21 protein-coding genes and 1 tRNA gene are annotated in these 20,110 nt (G+C 68.2%); 15 read left to right on the forward strand and 7 right to left on the reverse strand.

What is annotated here, in order from left to right; all coding sequences use genetic code 11:
- The first annotated feature begins 117 nt into the window (after positions 1-117).
- From KY497_RS11515 to KY497_RS11535, 5 genes are read left to right on the forward strand one after another with little or no spacing between them, the layout of a single operon-like run.
- A complete protein-coding gene (locus KY497_RS11515; protein WP_055868375.1) occupies positions 118-1,302 on the forward strand; it encodes a ferrochelatase in 1,185 nt (394 codons plus the stop codon).
- 38 nt (positions 1,303-1,340) lie between these two features.
- Complete coding sequence (locus KY497_RS11520; protein WP_017830666.1) at positions 1,341-1,826, forward strand: ribose-5-phosphate isomerase; 486 nt, start codon at positions 1,341-1,343, stop codon at positions 1,824-1,826.
- Position 1,827: 1 nt separating this feature from the next.
- A complete protein-coding gene (locus tag KY497_RS11525; RefSeq protein ID WP_141386033.1) occupies positions 1,828-2,826 on the forward strand; it encodes an Fpg/Nei family DNA glycosylase in 999 nt (332 codons plus the stop codon).
- Positions 2,827-2,864: 38 nt separating this feature from the next.
- On the forward strand, positions 2,865-3,509 hold the full coding sequence (locus tag KY497_RS11530; RefSeq protein ID WP_219869084.1) for an FMN-binding negative transcriptional regulator: 645 nt from the start codon (positions 2,865-2,867) through the stop codon (positions 3,507-3,509).
- Positions 3,506-5,002: an amidohydrolase gene (locus KY497_RS11535; RefSeq protein ID WP_219869085.1), complete on the forward strand. Its 1,497-nt coding sequence runs from the start codon at positions 3,506-3,508 to the stop codon at positions 5,000-5,002. The genes KY497_RS11530 and KY497_RS11535 overlap by 4 nt, the downstream gene beginning before the upstream one ends.
- A 76-nt stretch (positions 5,003-5,078) precedes the next feature.
- On the opposite strand, the gene KY497_RS11540 is transcribed toward KY497_RS11535, so the two are convergent.
- Positions 5,079-5,564, reverse strand: coding sequence for a Dps family protein (locus tag KY497_RS11540; RefSeq protein ID WP_017830662.1), 486 nt, complete (start codon positions 5,562-5,564; stop codon positions 5,079-5,081).
- A gap of 130 nt (positions 5,565-5,694) precedes the next feature.
- Here KY497_RS11540 and KY497_RS11545 point away from each other — a divergent pair, with 130 nt between their 5' ends.
- The 3 genes from KY497_RS11545 (at position 5,695) to KY497_RS11555 (ending at position 7,323) form a co-directional block, all read left to right on the forward strand.
- Entirely contained in the window at positions 5,695-6,231 is a 537-nt protein-coding gene (locus KY497_RS11545) for a gamma carbonic anhydrase family protein (protein WP_218681988.1), read from the forward strand.
- 28 nt (positions 6,232-6,259) lie between these two features.
- Positions 6,260-6,333 (forward strand) — tRNA-Ile (locus KY497_RS11550).
- 81 nt (positions 6,334-6,414) lie between these two features.
- On the forward strand, positions 6,415-7,323 hold the full coding sequence (locus tag KY497_RS11555) for a DUF6301 family protein (RefSeq protein WP_219869086.1): 909 nt from the start codon (positions 6,415-6,417) through the stop codon (positions 7,321-7,323).
- Positions 7,324-7,592: 269 nt separating this feature from the next.
- On the opposite strand, the gene KY497_RS11560 is transcribed toward KY497_RS11555, so the two are convergent.
- Positions 7,593-8,057: a hypothetical protein gene (locus KY497_RS11560; protein WP_258185680.1), complete on the reverse strand. Its 465-nt coding sequence runs from the start codon at positions 8,055-8,057 to the stop codon at positions 7,593-7,595.
- A gap of 217 nt (positions 8,058-8,274) precedes the next feature.
- Here KY497_RS11560 and KY497_RS11565 point away from each other — a divergent pair, with 217 nt between their 5' ends.
- Positions 8,275-8,535, forward strand: a complete 261-nt coding sequence (locus KY497_RS11565; RefSeq protein WP_141386039.1) for a DUF6458 family protein — start codon at positions 8,275-8,277, stop codon at positions 8,533-8,535.
- Between the two features lie 44 nt (positions 8,536-8,579).
- Here the strand turns inward: KY497_RS11565 and KY497_RS11570 are convergent, their stop codons facing one another.
- From KY497_RS11570 to KY497_RS11580, 3 genes are all read right to left on the reverse strand, one after another.
- Positions 8,580-8,897, reverse strand: a complete 318-nt coding sequence (locus KY497_RS11570; protein WP_141386040.1) for a hypothetical protein — start codon at positions 8,895-8,897, stop codon at positions 8,580-8,582.
- Between the two features lie 174 nt (positions 8,898-9,071).
- Positions 9,072-9,986, reverse strand: a complete 915-nt coding sequence (locus KY497_RS11575) for a helix-turn-helix transcriptional regulator (RefSeq protein WP_141386041.1) — start codon at positions 9,984-9,986, stop codon at positions 9,072-9,074.
- Between the two features lie 112 nt (positions 9,987-10,098).
- A complete protein-coding gene (locus KY497_RS11580; RefSeq protein WP_218681994.1) occupies positions 10,099-10,839 on the reverse strand; it encodes a 3'-5' exonuclease in 741 nt (246 codons plus the stop codon).
- A 66-nt stretch (positions 10,840-10,905) separates the two neighbouring features.
- Here KY497_RS11580 and KY497_RS11585 point away from each other — a divergent pair, with 66 nt between their 5' ends.
- Positions 10,906-11,805 carry an alpha/beta fold hydrolase gene (locus tag KY497_RS11585; RefSeq protein ID WP_219869087.1) on the forward strand — a complete coding sequence of 300 codons (900 nt, stop codon included), beginning with the start codon at positions 10,906-10,908 and terminating at the stop codon, positions 11,803-11,805.
- Here the strand turns inward: KY497_RS11585 and KY497_RS11590 are convergent.
- The gene (locus KY497_RS11590; RefSeq protein ID WP_017830653.1) at positions 11,777-12,250 is read right to left on the reverse strand and encodes an Lrp/AsnC family transcriptional regulator; all 474 of its coding nucleotides are present in this window, start codon (positions 12,248-12,250) and stop codon (positions 11,777-11,779) included. The genes KY497_RS11585 and KY497_RS11590 overlap by 29 nt on opposite strands.
- A 171-nt stretch (positions 12,251-12,421) precedes the next feature.
- Between KY497_RS11590 and pdhA the strand changes: the two genes are divergently transcribed.
- From pdhA to KY497_RS11605, 3 genes are read left to right on the forward strand one after another with little or no spacing between them, the layout of a single operon-like run.
- Positions 12,422-13,543 carry a pyruvate dehydrogenase (acetyl-transferring) E1 component subunit alpha gene (pdhA, locus tag KY497_RS11595; protein ID WP_219869088.1) on the forward strand — a complete coding sequence of 374 codons (1,122 nt, stop codon included), beginning with the start codon at positions 12,422-12,424 and terminating at the stop codon, positions 13,541-13,543.
- A complete protein-coding gene (locus KY497_RS11600) occupies positions 13,540-14,550 on the forward strand; it encodes an alpha-ketoacid dehydrogenase subunit beta (RefSeq protein WP_219869089.1) in 1,011 nt (336 codons plus the stop codon). Before pdhA ends, KY497_RS11600 begins: the two co-directional genes overlap by 4 nt.
- Entirely contained in the window at positions 14,547-15,908 is a 1,362-nt protein-coding gene (locus tag KY497_RS11605) for a dihydrolipoamide acetyltransferase family protein (protein WP_219869090.1), read from the forward strand. Before KY497_RS11600 ends, KY497_RS11605 begins: the two co-directional genes overlap by 4 nt.
- On the opposite strand, the gene KY497_RS11610 is transcribed toward KY497_RS11605, so the two are convergent.
- A complete protein-coding gene (locus KY497_RS11610) occupies positions 15,901-16,503 on the reverse strand; it encodes a TetR/AcrR family transcriptional regulator (RefSeq protein ID WP_219869091.1) in 603 nt (200 codons plus the stop codon). The two genes, KY497_RS11605 and KY497_RS11610, sit on opposite strands and share 8 nt — an antisense overlap.
- 110 nt (positions 16,504-16,613) lie before the next feature.
- Between KY497_RS11610 and KY497_RS11615 the strand changes: the two genes are divergently transcribed.
- Positions 16,614-18,167 (forward strand): carboxyl transferase domain-containing protein, encoded by a 1,554-nt coding sequence (locus tag KY497_RS11615; protein ID WP_141386047.1) that lies wholly within the window; start codon positions 16,614-16,616, stop codon positions 18,165-18,167.
- Positions 18,168-18,172: 5 nt separating this feature from the next.
- Positions 18,173-20,110, forward strand: coding sequence for a biotin carboxylase N-terminal domain-containing protein (locus tag KY497_RS11620; RefSeq protein ID WP_219869092.1), 1,938 nt, complete (start codon positions 18,173-18,175; stop codon positions 20,108-20,110).

Genomic DNA, 20,110 nt, shown 5'->3' on the forward strand with positions numbered 1-20,110 from the left:
CCATGACAGCCTACGCCTTCGCGACGGATGCCTCCTCGCATCGGCCACGGGAGCGAGACGTCGGGAAACGACGCGTGCGCGCACGCCCGGACCCCTCCGAGGTGGGAAGATGGATGCGTGACTGCGATCGAGCCGAATGTCGTCCCCTTTGCCTCGCCTGCTACCGCCGGTGGTGCCCCCTACGTGAACACCCCTGCCACCTACGACGCGATCCTGCTCGCCGGGTTCGGCGGGCCGGAGGGCCAGGATGATGTGATCCCGTTCCTCAGGAACGTGACGCGCGGTCGGGGAATCCCCGACGAACGGCTCGAGGAGGTCGCGCACCACTATCGCCACTTCGGCGGGGTGAGCCCGATCAACGGCCAGAACCGCGTCCTCAAGGAGGCGCTGGAGAAGGCCCTCATCGAGCGCGGGATCACGCTCCCCGTCTACTGGGGCAACCGCAACTGGGCCCCGTACCTCGAAGAGGTCGTGACCGAGGCCTCGGCCAACGGTCACAACACCCTCCTCGCCTTCGCCACCAGCGCCTACAGCTCGTTCTCCAGCTGCCGCCAGTATCGCGAGGACTTCGCCCGCGTCCTGGAGGAGACCGGTCTGGGTGAGACGGTGACGATCGACAAGATCCGCCCGTTCTACGATCACCCCGGCTTCGTCGAGGCTTTCGAGACCGGCGTGCGTGAGGCTGTCGAGGGCTTCCTCGCCGAGGGCATCCCGGCAGCGGACATCCAGATCCTGTTCTCGACCCACAGCATCCCGACCGCCGACGCCGAGCGTTCCGGAGCGCGCGACATCGAGTGGGGAGAGGGTGGCGCATACGCCGCGCAGCACCTCGCCGTCGCCGCGTGGGTCATGGACCGCGTTCGCCAGACCGTTCCGGCGGCCGCCGATGTGTCGTGGGAACTCGTGTACCAGTCCCGCTCCGGCCCCGCATCGCAGCCCTGGCTCGAGCCGGACGTGTGCGATGTGATCGGCGAGCTGCCCGATCGTGGCCGCAAGGCCGTCGCCGTCGTCCCGGTCGGATTCATGAGCGACCACATGGAGGTGCTGTGGGACCTCGACACCGAGGCGGCGGAGGCTGCGGAGGAAGCGGGCCTCTCCTTCACGCGCACTCCGACTCCTGGAGTGTCGCCGGCATTCGTCTCCGGCATCGTCGACCTGATCGAGGAGCGGCTCCAGGGGCGCCCCAACGAAGAGCGTGCGCACGTGACCTCTCTCCCCGGGGGCTTCGATGTCTGCCGGCCCGGCTGCTGCGAGAACATCCGCGCGGGCTTCAAGCCGGCCGCTGCCGGTGTCGCCCCGTGACCTCTCGCTGACCCGCGCACGCTTCTAGGATGGGAATCATGCGCATCCACATCGCCACCGACCACGCGGGACTCGACTTCTCCACCCAGCTGCAGGGACATCTGCGCGCTGCCGGACATGATGTCGTCGATCACGGGCCGATCGAGTACGACGCGGTCGACGACTACCCCGCCTTCTGCATCCGAGCGGCGCAGGCGGTCATCGCCGACCAGCGTGCCGGCGTGGACGCACTGGGTGTCGTCTTCGGCGGCTCGGGCAACGGTGAGCAGATCGCCGCGAACAAGGTCGAGGGCGTGCGTGCGGCCCTCGTCTGGAATCTGTCGACGGCGGAACTCGCGCGAGAGCACAACGACGCCAACGTGATCTCCATCGGCGCCCGTCAGCACACGTACGACGAGGTGACGTCGTTCATCGACCGCTTCATCGAGACGCCGTTCTCCGGTGACGAGCGCCACGTGCGCCGCATCGGCCAGATCGCGGACTTCGAACGAGACGGCTCTCTGCTCCCGGACCCGCGGGCCTGAGATGCCCGAGGGTCATTCCGTCCATCGGATCGCTCGACAGTTCGACCGCAACTTCGTCGGAAAGACCCTGAGTGCATCCAGTCCGCAGGGACGATTCGCCGAGGGCGCCTCCGTTCTCGACGGTCGCGAGGCGGTCAGCGTGCAGGCCGTCGGCAAGCAGATGTTCCTCGAGACGGAGGGCGACCTGTGGCTCCGGGTGCATCTCGGTCTGTACGGGGCGTGGGATTTCGCGGGTGAGATCATCGTCGACCCGACCATCGCCTCGGCCAACGGACGGATGGGCCAGACGAATCAGCGGGGGACCGTGCTCGACCAGCCGATCCTCGACGAAGCCGGCGAGAACTCGCTCGCGTCGATCGGGGCCCCGCGGCGCACCCGAGTGCACGTGCGCATGTCGGAGCAGACGAAGGGGCTGGCCGACGACGGGATGCAGTGGCCCCCGCCCGTCGTCGGGCAGGTCCGTCTGCGGCTGATGACCGATATCACCGCGGCCGATCTTCGAGGGCCCACCGCCTGTGTGCTGCAGACTCCCGAGGAGATGCTCGCCACGGTGGCCAAGCTGGGACCGGATCCCCTGGTCGGCGACCCGGTCGAGAACGAGGAGCGATTCGTTCGCGCAGTCAAGAAGAAGTCGACGGTCATCGCGCTGCTGCTGATGGACCAGTCGGTCGTGAGCGGGATCGGAAACGTGTATCGGGCAGAGATGCTCTTCCGCCAGCGGTTGAACCCGCACACTCCGGGTAGGGACGTGCCGGAAGACGTCGTGCGCGCGCTCTGGGCAGACTGGGTGCGCCTTCTCGCGACCGGTGTCGAGACCGGCCAGATGATGACGATGGACGGCCTCACGGGCGACGACTACCGGGCGGCCATGGCCAATCGGGACGACCGGCACTGGGTGTATCACCGTGCGGGACTGCCCTGTCGGATCTGCGGAACGGAGATCGCCCTCGAGGAGATCGGTGCGCGCAAGCTCTACTGGTGCCCTCGTTGTCAGGCGTGAGCCCGCTCGAGCTCCCTGCACCGCTCTAGGCTGATCCCATGCGACAGAACCCCAGCTTCACGCTGGCCGATGAGAACGAGATCCGCCGTGTCATCGAGGCGAATCCCTGGGCGACGATCATGAGCGCAGGCGATGACGGACTCGTCGCCTCGCACTACGCCGTGCTGCTCGACGACGCGTGCGACGACCTCACCATCGTGGGACACGTCGGGCGCCCGGACGACCTCATCCACGGGATGGGGCACCGAGAGATACTCGTGGTGTTCCAGGGCCCGCACGGCTACGTCTCGCCCGGCTGGTACGGCGATGTCCCTGCGGTGCCGACCTGGAACTACACCGCGGTGCACCTGGCCGGCGTGCCAGAGATCCTGACCGATGAAGAGAACCTCGTCGTGCTGGATCAGCTCGTGGCACGCTTCGAAGCCCGGATGCCCGAGCCGCGACGGATGTGGGAACGCCCCAACGACCCGGCCTACATCGAGCGCCTCGCCTCGGGAACCGTGGGCTTCCGGTTGCGGCCGACCCGCGTCGTCGCCAAGAGGAAGCTCAGCCAGAACAAACCGCCGGAGACGATCGAGACGGTCATCGCCGTGCTCTCGACCGACGGACCGTATTCGAACCCGGCTCTCGCCGCGGAGATGCGACGCGCGCAGGATGCGCGCCGAGGAGGACGACAGCAGTGACCGAACGTGGAGTGGCGATCGACACGATCACCGGCGTGCGCATCGCCGGTCCTGGGCGCGAGTTCCTCATGGATGAAGAGCCCGTGGATATCTTCATCGCCGACGGGCGCATCGTCGACATCGCTCCGACGGGTGCTCTGCCGGCACGCGGCGCGGTCATCGACGCCGACGGCGCGTGGGCCGTTCCCGGGCTCTGGGACAACCACGTCCACACGGTCCAGTGGGCGCTGACATCGGAGCGGGCGCCGCTCGGCGGGGCGGAATCCGCCGCCGGCGCCGCTGCGGCGATGAGGGGCATCGCCCCGCTGCCGGATGGACGACGCGTCGGGACCGGCTTCCGTGACGCGCTCTGGTCGGATCGACCCTCCCTCGAGCTCCTGGACGCCGCGACCGGCGATGTTCCGACGTATCTCATCAACGCCGATGTCCACAGCGTCTGGTTGAACAGCACGGCTCTCGCGCGCGAAGGTTTCCGCAGTGAGGACGGCGTGCTGCGCGAGACCGACGCCTTCGAGATCTCGCGGCGCCTCAACGCCGTCGACTCAGCCCACGGCGATCGCGCGATCATGCGTGCAGGCGAACAGGCGGCCGCACGCGGTATCAGCGGGCTCGTCGACTTCGACATGGCGTGGAGTGCGGAAGCCTGGCCGCGACGGGTCCAGGACGGTTTCTCCTCGCATCGCGTCGAGTTCGCGATGTACCCCTTCGACCTCGAACGGGCGATCAGTGCCGGGCTGCGCACCGGAGAGCTCCGCGAAGAGGGCGATGTCCCGGCACCAGCACGAGGGCTCGTGCATGTCGGACCTCTCAAGGTCATCACCGACGGTTCTCTGGGCACACGAACGGCAGCGTGCTCGCACTCGTATCCGGGCGATCCCGACAACTTCGGGATGCTCACCGTGCCGTCGGACGAGCTCGTCGCACTCCTCACCCGCGCGACCGGTGCGGGGCTCGGCGTGGCCGTGCACGCGATCGGCGACCGGGCGATCACTTCTGCTCTCGACGCGTTCACCACGACGGGCGCCGTCGGCTCGATCGAGCACGTGCAGCTCGTGCGGCACACCGATCTCGCCCGTTTCGCCCGTCTGGGCGTGATCGCCAGCGTCCAGCCGCAGCATGCCGTGGACGACCGCGACCTGGTGGATCGTCACTGGGCCGAGCAGACCGCCATCGGCTACCCGCTCGCCTCGTTGCGTGACGCCGGTGCGCAGTTGCGCTTCGGGTCGGATGCACCCGTCGCCGAGCTCGACCCCTGGCACGCCATCTCAGCCGCGGTGTCGCGTACCGACGACGATCGGGCCGCCTGGCATCCGGAGGAGCGGATCACCGTCGACCAGGCGCTCGAGGCGAGCGTTCGTTCGTCGCTGCGGCCCGGCGAACCCGCCGACATCGTGCTGTGCGCCGCGGATCCTCGAGCGGCGACGGGGGAGGGGCTGCGGTCCATGCCCATCGTCTCCACCCTTCTCGCGGGGTACGTCACACACGTCCTCTGATCGTTGCTGGTACGAAGAAGGGGCGGTGCTCGGAGGACCGAGCACCGCCCCTTCTCAGGTCAGGCGATATCGGAGATCACGCAGCGATGTGCGAGACGAGGAACCAACGGTCCTTCTCGAGACCGCGCTGGATCTCGATCGCGACGTCCTGGCTGGTGAGGTCGACCTCGTCGAGGCCTTCGACAGCCGCCTTGACGTCGACCAGGATGGCGTCGATGTCCGAGATGACGGCGCGGATCAGCTCGTCGGACTGGGCGAAGCCGGCCGCGACCGAGGTGGATCCCGCCTTGTCGGCGACAGCGCTCACGCGCGCGTCGATCGGGAGTCCCAGCGCGACGATCCGCTCAGCGGCCGTGTCGGCGAAGTCGCCGGCGTGGGCGACGATGGTGTCGAGCAGCTCATGGACGCCGATGAAGTTCGCGCCACGCACGTGCCAGTGGGCCTGCTTGCCGTTGACGGTCAGCGCCTGCAGGCCGAGGACGACAGGGGAGAGGAACTGGGCCGCCCCTGCAGCCACGGTCGGGTCGATGGCGGTAGTGGAAACGGTCTGTGCCTTGCTCATCTTGTGCTCCTCCGGAACGGTTACTCGTATCTGATGAAGACAACGCTACTCAGCCTCAGACATTCCGCAAGCAAGCTGAGGCTCGGCTCACTTCCGCGTGATTCCGCGGAAGTGAGGGTAGTCTCCCCTCATGAGCATCGCGTCCGGAGCCTCTGTCCTCTCCCTGCCGAACACCACACCGTCGATCGACGCGACGGCGTTCGTCGCCGACGGCGCGCGCATCGTCGGCGACGTCTCCCTCGCCGCCGGATGCAGCGTCTGGTACAACGCCGTCCTCCGGGGAGATTCCGCGGGGATCGTCATCGGACCGGGCTCCAACGTGCAGGACAACGTCTCGGTCCACGTGGACACGGGTCACCCCGTCGTGATCGGCTCGAAGGTGTCGGTGGGCCACAACGCGGTCGTCCACGGCTGCACGATCGGCGACGGCACACTGGTCGGGATGGGATCGGTCATCCTCAGCGGTGCGGTGATCGGTGACGGCTGCCTCATCGCGGGGGGAGCGGTCGTGCTCGGAGGGACGGAGATCCCTCCCGGTTCTCTCGTCGCGGGCGTCCCCGCGAAGGTGCGACGGGCCCTCACCGACGAGGAACGCGCGGGGCTCATCGCCAACGCCGACATCTACCTCGGGCACTCGCAGACGCATTCCGCGGCTACGCGGGTGTGAGCGCCCGGCCGCTAGGCTGAAAGGGTACGGGGCGGTGGCCAAGCTGGTTAAGGCAGTGGGCTCATAACCCAACGATCGCGGGTTCAAGTCCCGCCCGCCCTACTCGAACTCTCGCCGAGCGCCACACCACAGCCCGCACTCCCGTGCCGGCACCATGGCTGAAGCCCCGCCCTGAGGAAGACGATGACAGAACACAGCACGGCTCACCCACCGGGGCTCTTCGGCCACATCGGCGGTGTCGAGGTCGCACTCCTGTCCATCACGCAGGCCGGAACATTGGGCGCCCCTGTCGACTATGTCACCGCGCGCCGAGCGGATGTGCCCGCTGGGACCCCTGAAGTGTCGGTCGACCGTGCGGACTCTGCCGATCTGATCCGGGTGCCGATCTCTGTGGTGGATCAGCTCGCCCGCTGGTGGTGGATAGTGCGGCTCGATGGCGGCGAGTACCAGGCGAGTCAGATGCGCGATGGACAGGTGCTCATCGGGACCTCCGACAGTCGTTTCGTCTGGGGCGACGGGTGGGACGGGAACGTCCGTGACGGCTGGCAGCGCTGGGTCGATGCGGAAGGGCTCGACGCGACGGCGACGCGCCACCCGCTCCAAGCCGTGGCGTGGAAGGCGATGAATGCCGCTGAGCTGTGCGACACCATGGAATTCTGGGCGAGCGCGTCCTGGCCGCTGACGCGGGACGAGGCGCAGAAGTTGGCCGTCGATCGCTTCGGGTGGACGATCAAGGTCGAAGACGGCACCTCTTACCTGATGAACACCGTGTCGGGGTTCACGGTCACCGATGTGATGATGATCGACCACAAGAACGTGATGATGGATCTGAGTCTCGACGTGTCCGACACGATCCGCGATGTGACGCCGGAATCCACGGCCTTCCTCGGCGACGCGTTCACGCTGATGGTCCGCGAAGGTGAGAGCCGCTGGGGCACGCCGACGATGACGGACTTCGAGGACACCGTGGCCGCGCACTGGGATGTCGCCGGCGGAGCTCGGATCGAGTTCACCTTCCTGCCCAAGGGGCTCACGGCGATGTACGAGACGCCTCAGGGCGCCGAGCTCTCACGCAAGAGCGGCAACCGTTGATGGCCGACGGCAGTGAGTTCGAGAGCCGCTTGCGCCGTGAGGTCTGCGATCGGGTCTTCCTCGTCGCTGTGCGCTGAGCCAGTACCCGGCCGGAACAGGCGTGGTCAGGGGCCTGCCACGCGGGGCGGGCGCCGCGAGGCGGCCACGGCGAGAGCCTTCGCGTCGAAGTAGTCTGACCCGTCGACACGGAAAGGCTGTTCGTCCAACCACACCGCGTCGCCGTCGACCCGGAGTACACCGACGTACATGACCCGATCAGCGTCAGATGATCAGATGGAGAGGAGCAGGTCGTCTCCGAGGCTGTCCTGCGCAGCAGCGAAACCCTCGGTGATCTCGGCAGCGTCGGTGTGCCCGTTCCGGATCGCCTCGAGAAGCGGGCGTATCGGGAACGAGCCGTCGACGCCGTAGATCACCGGATTCGTCAGCACACCACCACCCTTGACCCGCCATCGGCGAGAGCCGACGAAGATCATCACGATGCTGACGACCACCAGCACCGGCGGGAGCGCGAACGCGCCGGCGATCGCCAGGCCGCCCTTCACCCGGCCGCCGAGGAGTTCAACTGTCGCCTCCGCATTGAGGTAGACCGTCAGTGACAAGACGACCATGACCACGGCGACGACGGTCCAGACCGCCCTCTTGCGCGGTGACGACTCCGACGCGAACAGATCAGGGCGCGTGGCGAACCAGGAATACAGTTTGCGGTGCGTGGACCTCAACGGGGCGAAACTCATCTGACCATCCCTTCTCCACCATTCTCGCGTGTCCGACAGGTGGCAGGTCTCGCGATCGTCGTCACGGCATCTGCACGACGGCAGGTCGACCGGTGGCAGGGGTTCGCCGGAAACCCACCCGAACGCACGGTTCGTCGGCTGTCAAGCCCCTCCCGCCCGGCTGGACACCGCGCCATTGTTCGAAGGTGCGGCACCGCGCCGCAGAACGGGAGGCACCATGAGCATCGGCAGCGGAATCGCGCTCTTCGTGATCGGGGCGATCCTCGTCTTCGCGATCAATGTCGACGTCGCCTGGGTCGACCTCGACATGGTCGGCTACATCCTGATGGGCGCAGGAGTGGTCATATTCCTGCTCGGCATCGTCCTGCTGGCGCGTCGTCGTCGGACGGAGACGGTCTCGCGCACCGTCGTCGACCCCGCGACGGGAGCACCGACGACTCGTCGCTCCGTGAGCTCCACCGGCGACGACGCGGTGTGAACCGGTCGGCTGGCGGCGTCGACCCCGGAGGGTGTCGGGCGCCGTCAGTCGGCGTGGACGCTCTCGAGGTGTTCCTCGACGAGGGTGATGCCACCGCTGGAGCTCGCGGAGTGCGCGAGTTCCTCGATCCATCTCCGGCTCAGGTCCGGCGTCTCCGCGTCCTGGAACACGAACCGCAGCGGGATCGAGGGGTGCAGCCACAACGTCGAGCGACCGGGCGCATCGCCTTCAGGGTGTCGCCACGAGAGCGTGAAGCTCTCATCGCGGCGGAGCTTCGTGGCGATGACGACCTTCAGGTGCGCAAGCGCGCGATCGTCGATCTGGATCGGGGTCTTCGCGTCGCCGTAGTAGAGGCTGCCCATCAGCAGGGGGACGATTCGACGATGTGCGGGGCACAGACCATGGTTCTCCTCGACGGCGTGCTCGGAGGACCGAGAAGGCGGTCCGGGATATTCGAACTCTAGCCAACAATGTCCCGCGGCGACCGGCGCAGGGTCCGACGCGCCGTCCGATGCGAACAGAGTCTTCGTTCCCTGTCACGCAGACGGCAGTGAAGGCGCAGCCCCATAGGCCTCGCGGTAGGCCGCGGTGAACCGGGAAGAGTTGCTGAAGCCCCATCGCCGAGCGATCTCACCCACGGAGCGGCCGTCTCCGTCGCGGAGATCCCGATGGGCACCGTCAAGGCGCGCCTGTCGCAGGGCATCAGCAGGCGTGATGTCGAGAGCGCGCCGGAATGCGCACTGCAGACCCCGTGTAGAGATGTAGGACGCGGCCGCGACATCGTCGATCGTGATGGCGAGATGGGCGTTCGCATCGATGTAGGCGAGTGCTCGACGCACGGACGCAGGCGCGCCGGCGCGCTGTGCCGGACGCTGCAGCGAGTCCGTGAACGTCGTCGGGAACGCCGAGAGGGTCACCGTCAAGGCATGACGCTCGAGCTCGGCGATCAGCAGCGGGTCCGTGTCTCCCGCAGCCAAGGACTGGTCGAGGTAAGCGAACATGCGCTCCCAGCGCTGGGCGTCGGCTGCGGAGTGCGGCACGAGCCCGGTGGTGCGCAGCTCTCGGCGATCGTCGCCGGTGATCTGCCGCGCTCGATTCTCTGCCGCCTGATGATCGAACACGACGGCTCGAACGCGAGCGGAGCGGTCCCATCTCGCCTCGACCTCGGTGCCATCCGACATCCACACGGATTGCGCATCCAGCGACTCCCGCCCGGACCAGACGCGCGCGTCAGGAGCCTCCACACGGCACACCAGGAGCTGCTCCAGCGGCTCGGCTCGCGAATGCACCTGCGCGGCGAGGCGATAGTCGATCAGGGACGCGGTCTCGAGCTCCTCGGATCGCCAGTCGAATCGGAACCTCCGCGGGTCCGCCTTCTGCAGCGACGAGGAGGGGACGAATTGCTGCCACGTGGACTCCACCCGCTCCAGATCGGCGGATGTGAACTGCATGGGTTACTCCTTGTGCTTCGCGCCCCGATCCCACTCGAAAGCGCACCACCCGGAGCGTATCCCACCGCAACTGGGCCACGGCCGTAGAGCACTGATGCGCTCGAGGAATCGGTCAATCTGAGAGAGGGGAATCCGTGTGAGGGGAAGGGGATCGAACGGGCCAGCTACCGTCGAGCGCGTCATCGGGGTCGAGCCGGCCGATGCTCACGAAGTACTCGGTGAGGCTCGCCGCCTGCGATCGGGCCCACCCGATCTGACGCGTGTGGAGTTGCGCGGGAGATTCGGGGAGACTGAACTGACGCGCGAGCGCCTGCGCGACACGTCCGGCGGCGATGGCGTCGGCAGACGCTTCATGGGCGCTCTCCAGCGGCACGGCATAGTGCGCCGCCACCACTTCGAGCGTGCGCCGGCCACGACGGTAGCGGTCGAAGGCCTTGTCGATCACGAGCGGATCGATCACGGGGGCCGGGTCTGTCAGGGGCTCGACTCCGTGACGGATCGCTTCACAGGCGAGCAGGGAGAAGTCGTACGACGCGTTGTAGGCGACGACCGGCACCCCCTGATCGAACAACGATCGCAACGCGGCGGTGACCTCGGCGACGACCTCGTGCGCCGGCCTTCCCTGCGATCGTGCGTGCATGGTGGTGATGCCGTGCACAGCGGTCGCTCCTTCGGGAATCGGGACTCCGGGGTCTGCGAGCCATGAGCGAGCCGCGACCTGGCGTCCCCCCGCATCGAGCACGCCGACATAGGCGGTGACCACGCGATCCGACTCGACGTCGACGCCCGTCGTCTCCAGGTCGAACACACCGACGCGCGTGAGCCACGCGGGGAGCGGAGATCCGGATGGCATGCCCTCACGCTACGGCCGGCCGCGGACATTAAGGAGAAGGCGCACGGCGGCTCGTAGACTCGGACCATGACCGTGCCATCTCCCTACGCGGACCGTCTTCGTCGCCTTCCCGTGCAGCGCCACGAGGTCGAGGTGCGCGGTGCCACCACGGCATATTGGGTGTACGGCCCTGAAGACGCCGAGACCACGGTCATCGCGGTGCACGGCTTCCGTGGCGAGCACCACGGCCTCGAACCGGTTCTCGCCTACCTCCCCGAAGTTCGCGTGGTCGCCCCCGACCTTCCCGGCTTCGGCGAGTCGGCGCCTCTTCCCGGCCGCCGACACGATCTCGACGAGTACGCCGGATGGCTCACCGACTTCGCCGCGGAGGTCGCACCGGGCGCCGTGATCCTCGGTCACTCGTTCGGCTCGATCGTCACGGCGGCGGCTGTCGCGCGCGGACTGCAGACCCCTCGTCTGATCCTGCTGAACCCCATCGGGGCGCCGGCGTTGGAAGGCCCGAAGGGACTCATGACCCGTCTCGCGGTGCTGTACTACGCGCTCGGCGCCCGGCTCCCCGAGGCCTTCGGAACCGCGCTGCTGCGCAACCGGGTCATCGTCCGCGTCATGAGCATCACGATGGCCAAGACGAAGGACCCCGAACTCCGTCGGTTCATCCACGACCAGCACGACACCTACTTCTCTCGGTTCTCCGACCGCGACGTGCTCCGCGACGCCTTCGTCGCGAGCGTCTCCCACGACGTCCGCGAGTTCGCACCCGAGATCGAGGTCCCGACGTTGCTGGTCGCGGCCGAGCGCGATGACATCACGCCGATCGAGGCGGAGCGGAAGCTGGCGAAGATCTTCCCCGACGCCTCACTGGTCGAAATCGCGCACGTGGGGCATCTGATCCACTATGAGACCCCGGCCGAAGCGGCGGGGGCCATCCGACGCTTCCTCAGGATTCCCGTCGCGCGAGGCCGATGAGTCCGGCGACCCGGAACGGGATCACCTCGCCCATCGCGAGTGAGGTCTCGGTGCGTTCCACGCCTTCGATCGACAGGATCCGCGCGTCGGTGTCGAAGAGGTGGCGCGCATCCCGGCAGGCCACACGTGCGAGCAGATCGATCGATCCGCTGAGGCCATGCGCCTGCACGACCTCCGGAATCCGGGCGAGTTCGTTGATGATGCGGGGGAGCTCGGTCTGTCGCACGCCGATGCTGACGAATGCCTGCAACGGGAATCCGAGCACATCGGTCGAGAACGACCGCTCGTACGACAGGAAGATTCCGCTCTGCTCCAAGCGCGCCATTCGCGCCTGAATCGTGTTGCGCGAGAGCCCCAAGTTCTCCGCCAGCGCCACGATGGTGGTCCTGGGGTCGTCGGCGAGGGCGGCGAGAAGCTCGAGATCGATGCGGTCCAGTCCTGGCATAGTGCCAAACCCTAGCAGCACCTCATCCCCCCAAATTGAGCAACATGCTCAAGCCGCTTCAGAATGCTTGAGCGAGGTGTTGACCAGACGTACTCTCAGACCATGCCCGTGATGACGCTGGCATCAGTGCGCGGAGCCTCACGAGGGCCGCCGAGGACGAGGAGGACGACGATGTCACCGCAGATCACCCCCATCGCAGACACCGCCCAGGATCTGGAGCTCTCGGAGCGCATCCTCAACCCGGATGGAAGTCGCATCGCGAACCCTCGGCTGGACCCCTTCGTCGCCGACGTCGATGCCGAGCAGCTGCGCTCCCTGCTGCGTGACATGGTCATCCTCCGGCGGATCGACGCAGAAGGCGTCGCCCTCCAGCGTCAGGGACAGCTCGGTCTCTGGGCTCCCTGCCAGGGCCAGGAGGCGACGCAGATCGGCACGGCGAGGGCCATCGCTGCGCAGGACTTCGTGTTCCCCAGCTACCGCGAGACCGGAGTCATCTACGCGCGAGGCGCCCAGCCCGGCGACTATGTGCGCATGTGGCGCGGAGAGGAAGGCGCCGCGTACGACCCCGCCGCCCTCGGGGTCGCTCCTTTGCAGATCATCATCGGCGCGCAGACCCTGCACGCCGTCGGCTACGCCCTGGGCATCCAGCACGACGGCGCCGACGAGGTCGCCGTGACCTACTTCGGAGACGGCGCGACGAGTCAGGGCGACGTCAACGAGGCGATGATCTTCGCCGCGTCCTACCAGGCGTCCGTCGTGTTCGTCTGCCAGAACAACCACTGGGCGATCTCCGAGCCTGTCGCCGTGCAGTCGCAGTATCCGATCGCCGGACGTGCACCCGGCTTCGGCATCCCCAGTGTCCGCGTCGACGGCAACGACATCCTCGCCTGCATGGCGGCGATGCGCTGGGCGCTCGAGCACGCACGGTCCGGCAAGGGCCCCGCCTACATCGAGGCGGTCACTTATCGGATGGGTCCGCACACCACGGCGGACGATCCGACGCGGTACCGCGACGAGGCCGAACTCGAGTCCTGGCGCCGGCGCGACCCGATCGCGCGACTGGAAGCGCACCTGCGCGCCACCGGAGCCCTCACGGACGAGCACCAGGCGGAGACCCAGGCGGCAGCCGACGTCGTGGCGAAGGAGATGCGCGCCGCATGCCTCGGCATGGTGACGCGCCCGCCCCTCGCGGTCTTGGACGGCGTCTACGCCGAGCCGCACCCCGGACTCGAGCGTCAGCGCGGCGAGTACGCCGCGTATCTCGCATCGTTCGAGAGCGAGGCATCGGCATGACCGAACTCACTCTCGGAAAAGCACTCGGCGCGGGCCTGCGTCAAGCGATGCGCGACGACGACAAGGTCGTGCTCCTCGGTGAGGACATCGGAAAGCTCGGCGGTGTGTTCCGCATCACCGACGGGCTCCTCGACGAGTTCGGCGCGGCGCGGGTGATCGACACACCACTGGCGGAGTCCGGGATCGTCGGAACTGCTGTCGGTCTGGCGTTCCGCGGCTACCGCCCGGTGGTGGAGATCCAGTTCGACGGCTTCGTGTACCCCGCGTTCGACCAGATCGTCGCCCAGGTCGCGAAGCTGCACTACCGCACGCAGGGCCGCGTGAAGATGCCCATCACCATCCGGATCCCGTGGGCGGGAGGCATCGGCGCAGCCGAGCACCACTCCGAATCTCCGGAGGCCTACTTCGTGCACACGGCAGGACTGCGCGTGATCGCGGTGTCGAACTCGGAGGACGCGTACCGCAGTCTCCGTCAGGCGATCGCGTCGGACGACCCGGTGATCTTCTTCGAGCCGAAGCGTCTGTACCATCACAAAGGCGAGGTCGACCTCGAGGCGCCGCTCGCGGATGCGCCGCCGATGGGACTCGCGCGCGTCGTGCGCACCGGAACGGACGCGACACTGATCACCTACGGGGCGATGGTCTCCACGGCGCTGCAGGCGGCCGAGGCCGCCGACGACGAGGGGATCTCCCTCGAGGTCATCGACCTGCGTTCGCTCTCACCCGTCGACTACGACTCGGTCGCCGCGTCCGTGCGCAAGACCGGTCGGGTGGTCGTGGCGCACGAGGCCTCCCGCGAGGCGGGAGTCGCCGCCGAAGTGATCGCGAGCATCACCGAGCGCTGCTTCGAATACCTCGAGTCCGCGCCGCTGCGCGTCACCGGCCATGACATCCCGTACCCGCCCGCGAAGCTCGAGAAGTACCATCTGCCCGACCTCGATCGGCTTCTGGACGCCGTGGATCGCGTGCTGGACCGACCGAACAGTCTGACGGGAGCAGAGGCATGATCGCGGAGTTCCGTCTTCCGGATCTCGGAGAAGGCCTGACCGAGGCCGAGGTGGTGACTTGGCTCGTCGCGCCCGGTGACACCGTGACCCTCAACCAGACGCTCGCCGAGGTCGAGACGGCCAAGGCGGTCGTCGAGCTCCCCTCTCCCTACGAAGGCACGGTGTCGACGCTGCACGCCGAGACCGGCCAGACCATCGCCGTCGGTGCCCCTCTCATCGCTTTCGACGTCGTGGGAGAGGAGCCCGATGCATCGGCATCGGCATCCGACCCCGCCGAGAAGGCCCCGCCGAACCTCGTCGGCTACGGCGCCGCCCCCACGAGTGCAGGTCGTCCCGCACGGCGCGCTCGCCGGATCGCTGGCACGCCGGTCCCGGTGGACACGGCTGTCCTCGAGGCGGCGCCGCACGATGCCACCCCGTCGGCGGCCGTCGACGTGGTGATCGAGCGCCCGCGCTCAACTCCGCCGGTGCGTGCGCACGCCAAGCGCCTCGGCATCGACCTGGTGCTGGTCGCGGCAGAGGTGGGGGACCGGGTCATCACCCGGAGCGACGTGGATGCCCATGCGGAGCGAGTGGGCCGCGCTGGTGCGACGGTGCACGAGACGTCGGGCATCCCCGCGGCGGCGCCCTCGAGTCCGGCGGCGCTCGGAGACGCGGAGCGTGAGACGCGCATCCCGATCCGCGGCGTGCGCAAGCACACGGCGGCCGCGATGGTGCAGAGCGCGTTCACCGCCCCGCATGTCACCGTCTTCCACACGGTCGATGTGACCGCCACGATGGATCTATTGTCGAGTCTTCGCGACGATCGCGCGCTCAGCGCACACCGGATCGGCCCGCTCACAGTGGTCGCGAAGGCGGTGTGCCTGGCTCTGGGCCGGACCCCGGGACTCAACTCTCGGTGGGACGAGGCTGCGGGCGAGATCGTCCAGCACCACTACGTGGATCTGGGGATCGCCGCGGCGACGGATCGCGGACTGATCGTCCCGATGATCCGGGATGCGGAGCGGCTGACGCTGCTCGGCATGGCGGACGCGGTGCGGTCGCTCGCCGAGGTCGCGCGTTCGGGGAAGACCTCGCCCGCCGAACTCGCCGGCGGCACGTTCTCGATCTCCAACATCGGCGTCTTCGGCGTCGACGCCGGAACTCCCATCCTCCCGCCGGGCCAGTCGGGGATCCTCGCGGTCGGCGCGGTGCGTCGCCAGCCCTGGGAGCACCACGGCGAGATCGCGCTGCGGCAGATGATGACGCTCAGCCTCTCCTTCGACCACCGCCTCGTCGACGGAGCCGAAGGAGCACGATTCCTCAAGGGCGTCGCCGACATCCTCGAAGAGCCCGGACGGGCGATGCTCTTCAGGTAGTCGCGCGCAACGCCGCATCCGCCATCGCGATCAGCACGGTCGCGGTGGCGGAGTGCCGCCTGGCGGCAGTGCGCGTGCTGTGCGGCGTCGAGTTGATGAGCCCGAAGCAGGCCTGCACGCGCAGACGCAGCTCGTCCTGATCGGCGCCCTCTGGCACCTGCAGCGGCGACAGCGCGGCCATCCACAACTCGATGTACGCACGCTGGAGGCGTCGGACCTCGGCGCGATCGGCCTCGGACAGGAACGCGACATCCCTGTCCTGCACCTGGATGACCTCGGCGTTGCCCAGGGCGAACTCGACGTGGAAGCCGATCAGCGCGCGCATCCGCTGATCGGCAGTCGGCGACTCCGCAGCGACGCGACGACCGCCCGAGATCAGGTCCTGACTGACCTTGACGAGCACGGCGCCTAGCAGAGCCTGTTTTCCTGCGAAGTGGCGGTACACGGCCGGCCCGGAGACGCCGACCGCTGCGCCGATGTCTTCGAGGCTCACTCCGCTGTATCCGCGCGCGGCGAAGAGGCGCGCGGCGGCGTGCAGGATCGCATCGGAGCGTTCGGCCTTGGCGCGGTCTCGGGCTGTGACCGGGCTTGTCATCTCAGTTAATCCTCGCTAACCTGAATCAACGGGTTAGTGAACACTAACCGAAAGTGCATGCACCGCGCTAGGGTCCGCCAGCGCGGACGTGGGTCGAGGAGGACATCACGATGCCCGCAACCCAGGAATCACTGGCGCACGAGCTGCGAGCGCGCCTCGCGACCGCGGCGCACGGCGGACCTGAAGCTTCCCGCGAACGGCACATCGCCCGCGGGAAGATGCTCCCTCGCGACCGCGTCGCCCGTGTGCTCGATGAGGGTAGTCCGTTCCTCGAGGTCGCCCCGCTCGCCGCCGACGGACTGTATGGGGGAGAGGCGCCGGGAGCCGGCGTGATCGCCGGTATCGGCCTCGTCCACGGTCGACACGTGATGGTGGTCTGCAACGACGCGACGGTGAAGGGGGGCACGTACTACCCGCTCACGGTCAAGAAGCACCTGCGCGCACAGGAGATCGCCCTCGAGAATCGGCTGCCCTGCCTCTACCTGGTCGACTCGGGAGGAGCGTTCCTCCCGAAGCAGGACGAGGTCTTCCCCGACCGTGAGCACTTCGGCCGGATCTTCTTCAACCAAGCGCGCATGTCGGCAGAGGGAATCCCTCAGCTCGCCGCGGTGCTCGGGTCGTGCACCGCGGGTGGCGCCTATGTTCCCGCCATGAGCGACGAGACCGTCATCGTCCGCGGTCAGGGGACGATCTTCCTCGGCGGACCCCCTCTCGTGAAGGCCGCGATCGGGGAGATCGTGACCGCCGAAGAGCTGGGCGGGGGAGAGCTGCACGCACGGCGCAGCGGTGTGGTCGACCATCTCGCCGAAGACGATGAGCACGCGCTCGAGATCCTCCGCGACATCGTCGCGACGCTTCCTCCTCCCGCGGCGCCCGCCTGGGAGGTGCTGAACAGCCGCCCACCGTCCGAGTCGACGAGCCTGTACGACGCCGTCCCCGTCGACGTGAACGCCGCATACGACGTGCACGAGGTTGTCGCCCGTCTGGTCGACGGCGACACCTTCCTCGAGTTCAAGCCCGAGTACGGCACGACCCTGGTCACCGGATTCGCCCGCCTGCACGGGCACCCCGTCGGCATCGTCGCGAACAACGGCGTGCTGTTCAGCGAATCGGCGCTCAAGGGAGCGCATTTCATCGAACTCTGCGACCAGCGGGGTATTCCGCTGCTGTTCCTGCAGAACATCACGGGGTTCATGGTCGGCTCCGATGCCGAGGCCGGCGGCATCGCGAAGGACGGTGCGAAGATGGTCACCGCCGTGGCCAGCACCCGGGTGCCGAAGCTCACCGTGATCATCGGTGGATCGTTCGGGGCCGGAAACTACTCGATGTGCGGTCGGGCCTATTCGCCCCGGTTCCTGTGGACCTGGCCCGCGAGCCGCATCTCCGTGATGGGTGGCGCACAGGCCGCGTCCGTGCTCGCGACCGTCAAGGAGGATCAGCTCTCCGCCCGGGGCGACTCCTGGACGAGCGAGGACCGCGCGGAGTTCGAGGCTCCGATCCGTGAGCAGTACGAGCACCAGGGTGAGCCCTATTACGCCACGGCACGACTCTGGGACGACGGCATCGTCGATCCCGAACAGACCCGTGACCTCCTGGGCCTGGCCCTCGATGTCGTCTCCCGCAGTCCGCTGCCCGAACCGCGCTTCGGCGTCTTCCGGATGTGAGTGCCATGTCTCTGTCTGCACCGTCTCCTTCGAACACCGGCACCTTCCACACGGTTCTCGTCGCCAATCGCGGGGAGATCGCCCGCCGCGTGATCCGCACCCTCCGGGCGCTCGGCATCCGCAGCGTCGCCGTCTACAGCGACGCCGACGCCTCGGCCCCCCACGTGCGTGAAGCGGACGAGGCCGTGCGGATCGGCCCCGCGCCCGCGGCCGAGTCGTATCTCGACATCGATGCCGTGATCGCCGCTGCCCGCAGCACCGGTGCGCAGGCCGTCCACCCCGGGTACGGGTTCCTGTCCGAGAGCGTCGGGCTGGCCGAGGCCTGTGCCGAGAGCGGCATCGTCTTCATCGGTCCCTCCATCGACGCCCTGCAGATCATGGGCGACAAGGCCCGCGCTCGCGAGCACGTGCAGCGCTGCGGCGTTCCGGTCGTCCCCGGCTTCGATGCGAAAGGCCTGTCCGACCTCGAGATCGCCGAGGAGGCGGACGGCGTGGGCTACCCACTGCTCGTCAAGCCCAGCGCCGGCGGGGGCGGTAAGGGCATGGAGGTCGTTGCGGACGCCGCGGGCTTGCGGGGAGCTCTCGCCTCCGCGCGCCGAGTGGCATCGGCAGCGTTCGGCGACGAAGCGCTCATCCTCGAACGCCTCATCCGACGCCCGAGGCATATCGAGGTGCAGGTCTTCGGAGACGCGCACGGCACGGTCATCGCACTCGGCGAGCGCGAGTGCACCCTGCAGAGACGGCATCAGAAGGTCATCGAGGAGGCGCCGTCGGCGGGCATCCCCGCCTCCACCCGTGAGCGACTGCTCTCGGCAGCCGTCCTCGCCGCAGAGAGCGTCGAGTACGTCGGCGCGGGCACCGTCGAGTTCCTCATCGATGCCGATGCGCCAGACGAGGTGTTCTTCATCGAGATGAACACCCGCCTCCAGGTGGAGCATCCCGTGACCGAAGAGGTCACCGGCCTCGATCTAGTCGCTCTCCAGCTCCGCGCGGCCGCGGGGCTGGCGCTGGAGGTCACTCCGCGTCTGCGCGGCCACGCGGTCGAGGCACGTGTGTACGCGGAGTCGCCGGAACGCGGGTTCCTTCCCTCCACCGGTACGGTGCTGCTGTTCGATCCGCCGTCGGGCGTTCGCGTGGATGCGGCGATCGAGACCGGGAGCGAGGTGACCGGGTTCTACGACCCGATGATCGCGAAGGTGATCGCTTTCGCCGACGACCGCGCCACCGCGCTCGCGCGACTGGACGAGGCGCTCGCCCGCACGGTCGTCCTGGGCGTCGAGACCAACATCGCCTTCCTCCGCACGCTCTGCCAGGACCCGCGCGTCATCGAGGGCGACCTCGACACCGGGCTCATCGAGACCCTGCTTCCGCTCGGCACGCTGAGGCCGTCGCCGGCACAGCTCGCGGCGGCGAAGGACGCGGTCGCGGGAACCGCCGCGCCGATGCGGACCACCGCCCTGTGGCGGGACCTTCCCGGCTGGCGCCTGGGGGCCGGGGATGCGGCACCGCCTCTGTTCGTCGCCCTCACGGATGACGACGAAGAGGTCGCGCTCGACGAAGGATCGGCTTCGAGGTCGCGAAGCGCTGTCCACGCCGCAGTGGACGCGGACGCCGCTGTGTGGGTGGCCGAGGACGGTCGCACGGTTCGCCTCCGCCCCCTCGACAGGAAGCAGCGGATGAAGCGACGGCTGTCCGCGCGCGAAGCGGGATCCGCGGCGACGGAGCCGGAGGGGCGCGCCCCCATGCCCGGAAGCGTCGTGGCCGTGCACGTCGCGGACGGGGATTCGGTCTCCGCGGGCGACGCGCTCGTCTCGATCGAGGCGATGAAGATGGAGCATCCCGTGCTCGCGCCCCACGACGGTGTGGTGCATCTGCTGGTCGCCGTGGGTGACCAGGTGCGGCGTGACCAACCGGTCGCCCGCGTGACGACGGAGGAGAGTTGA

The sequence above is a fragment of the Microbacterium sp. PAMC22086 genome (assembly GCF_019443525.1).
In the GTDB taxonomy this organism is placed as follows: Bacteria; Actinomycetota; Actinomycetes; order Actinomycetales; family Microbacteriaceae; genus Microbacterium; species Microbacterium maritypicum.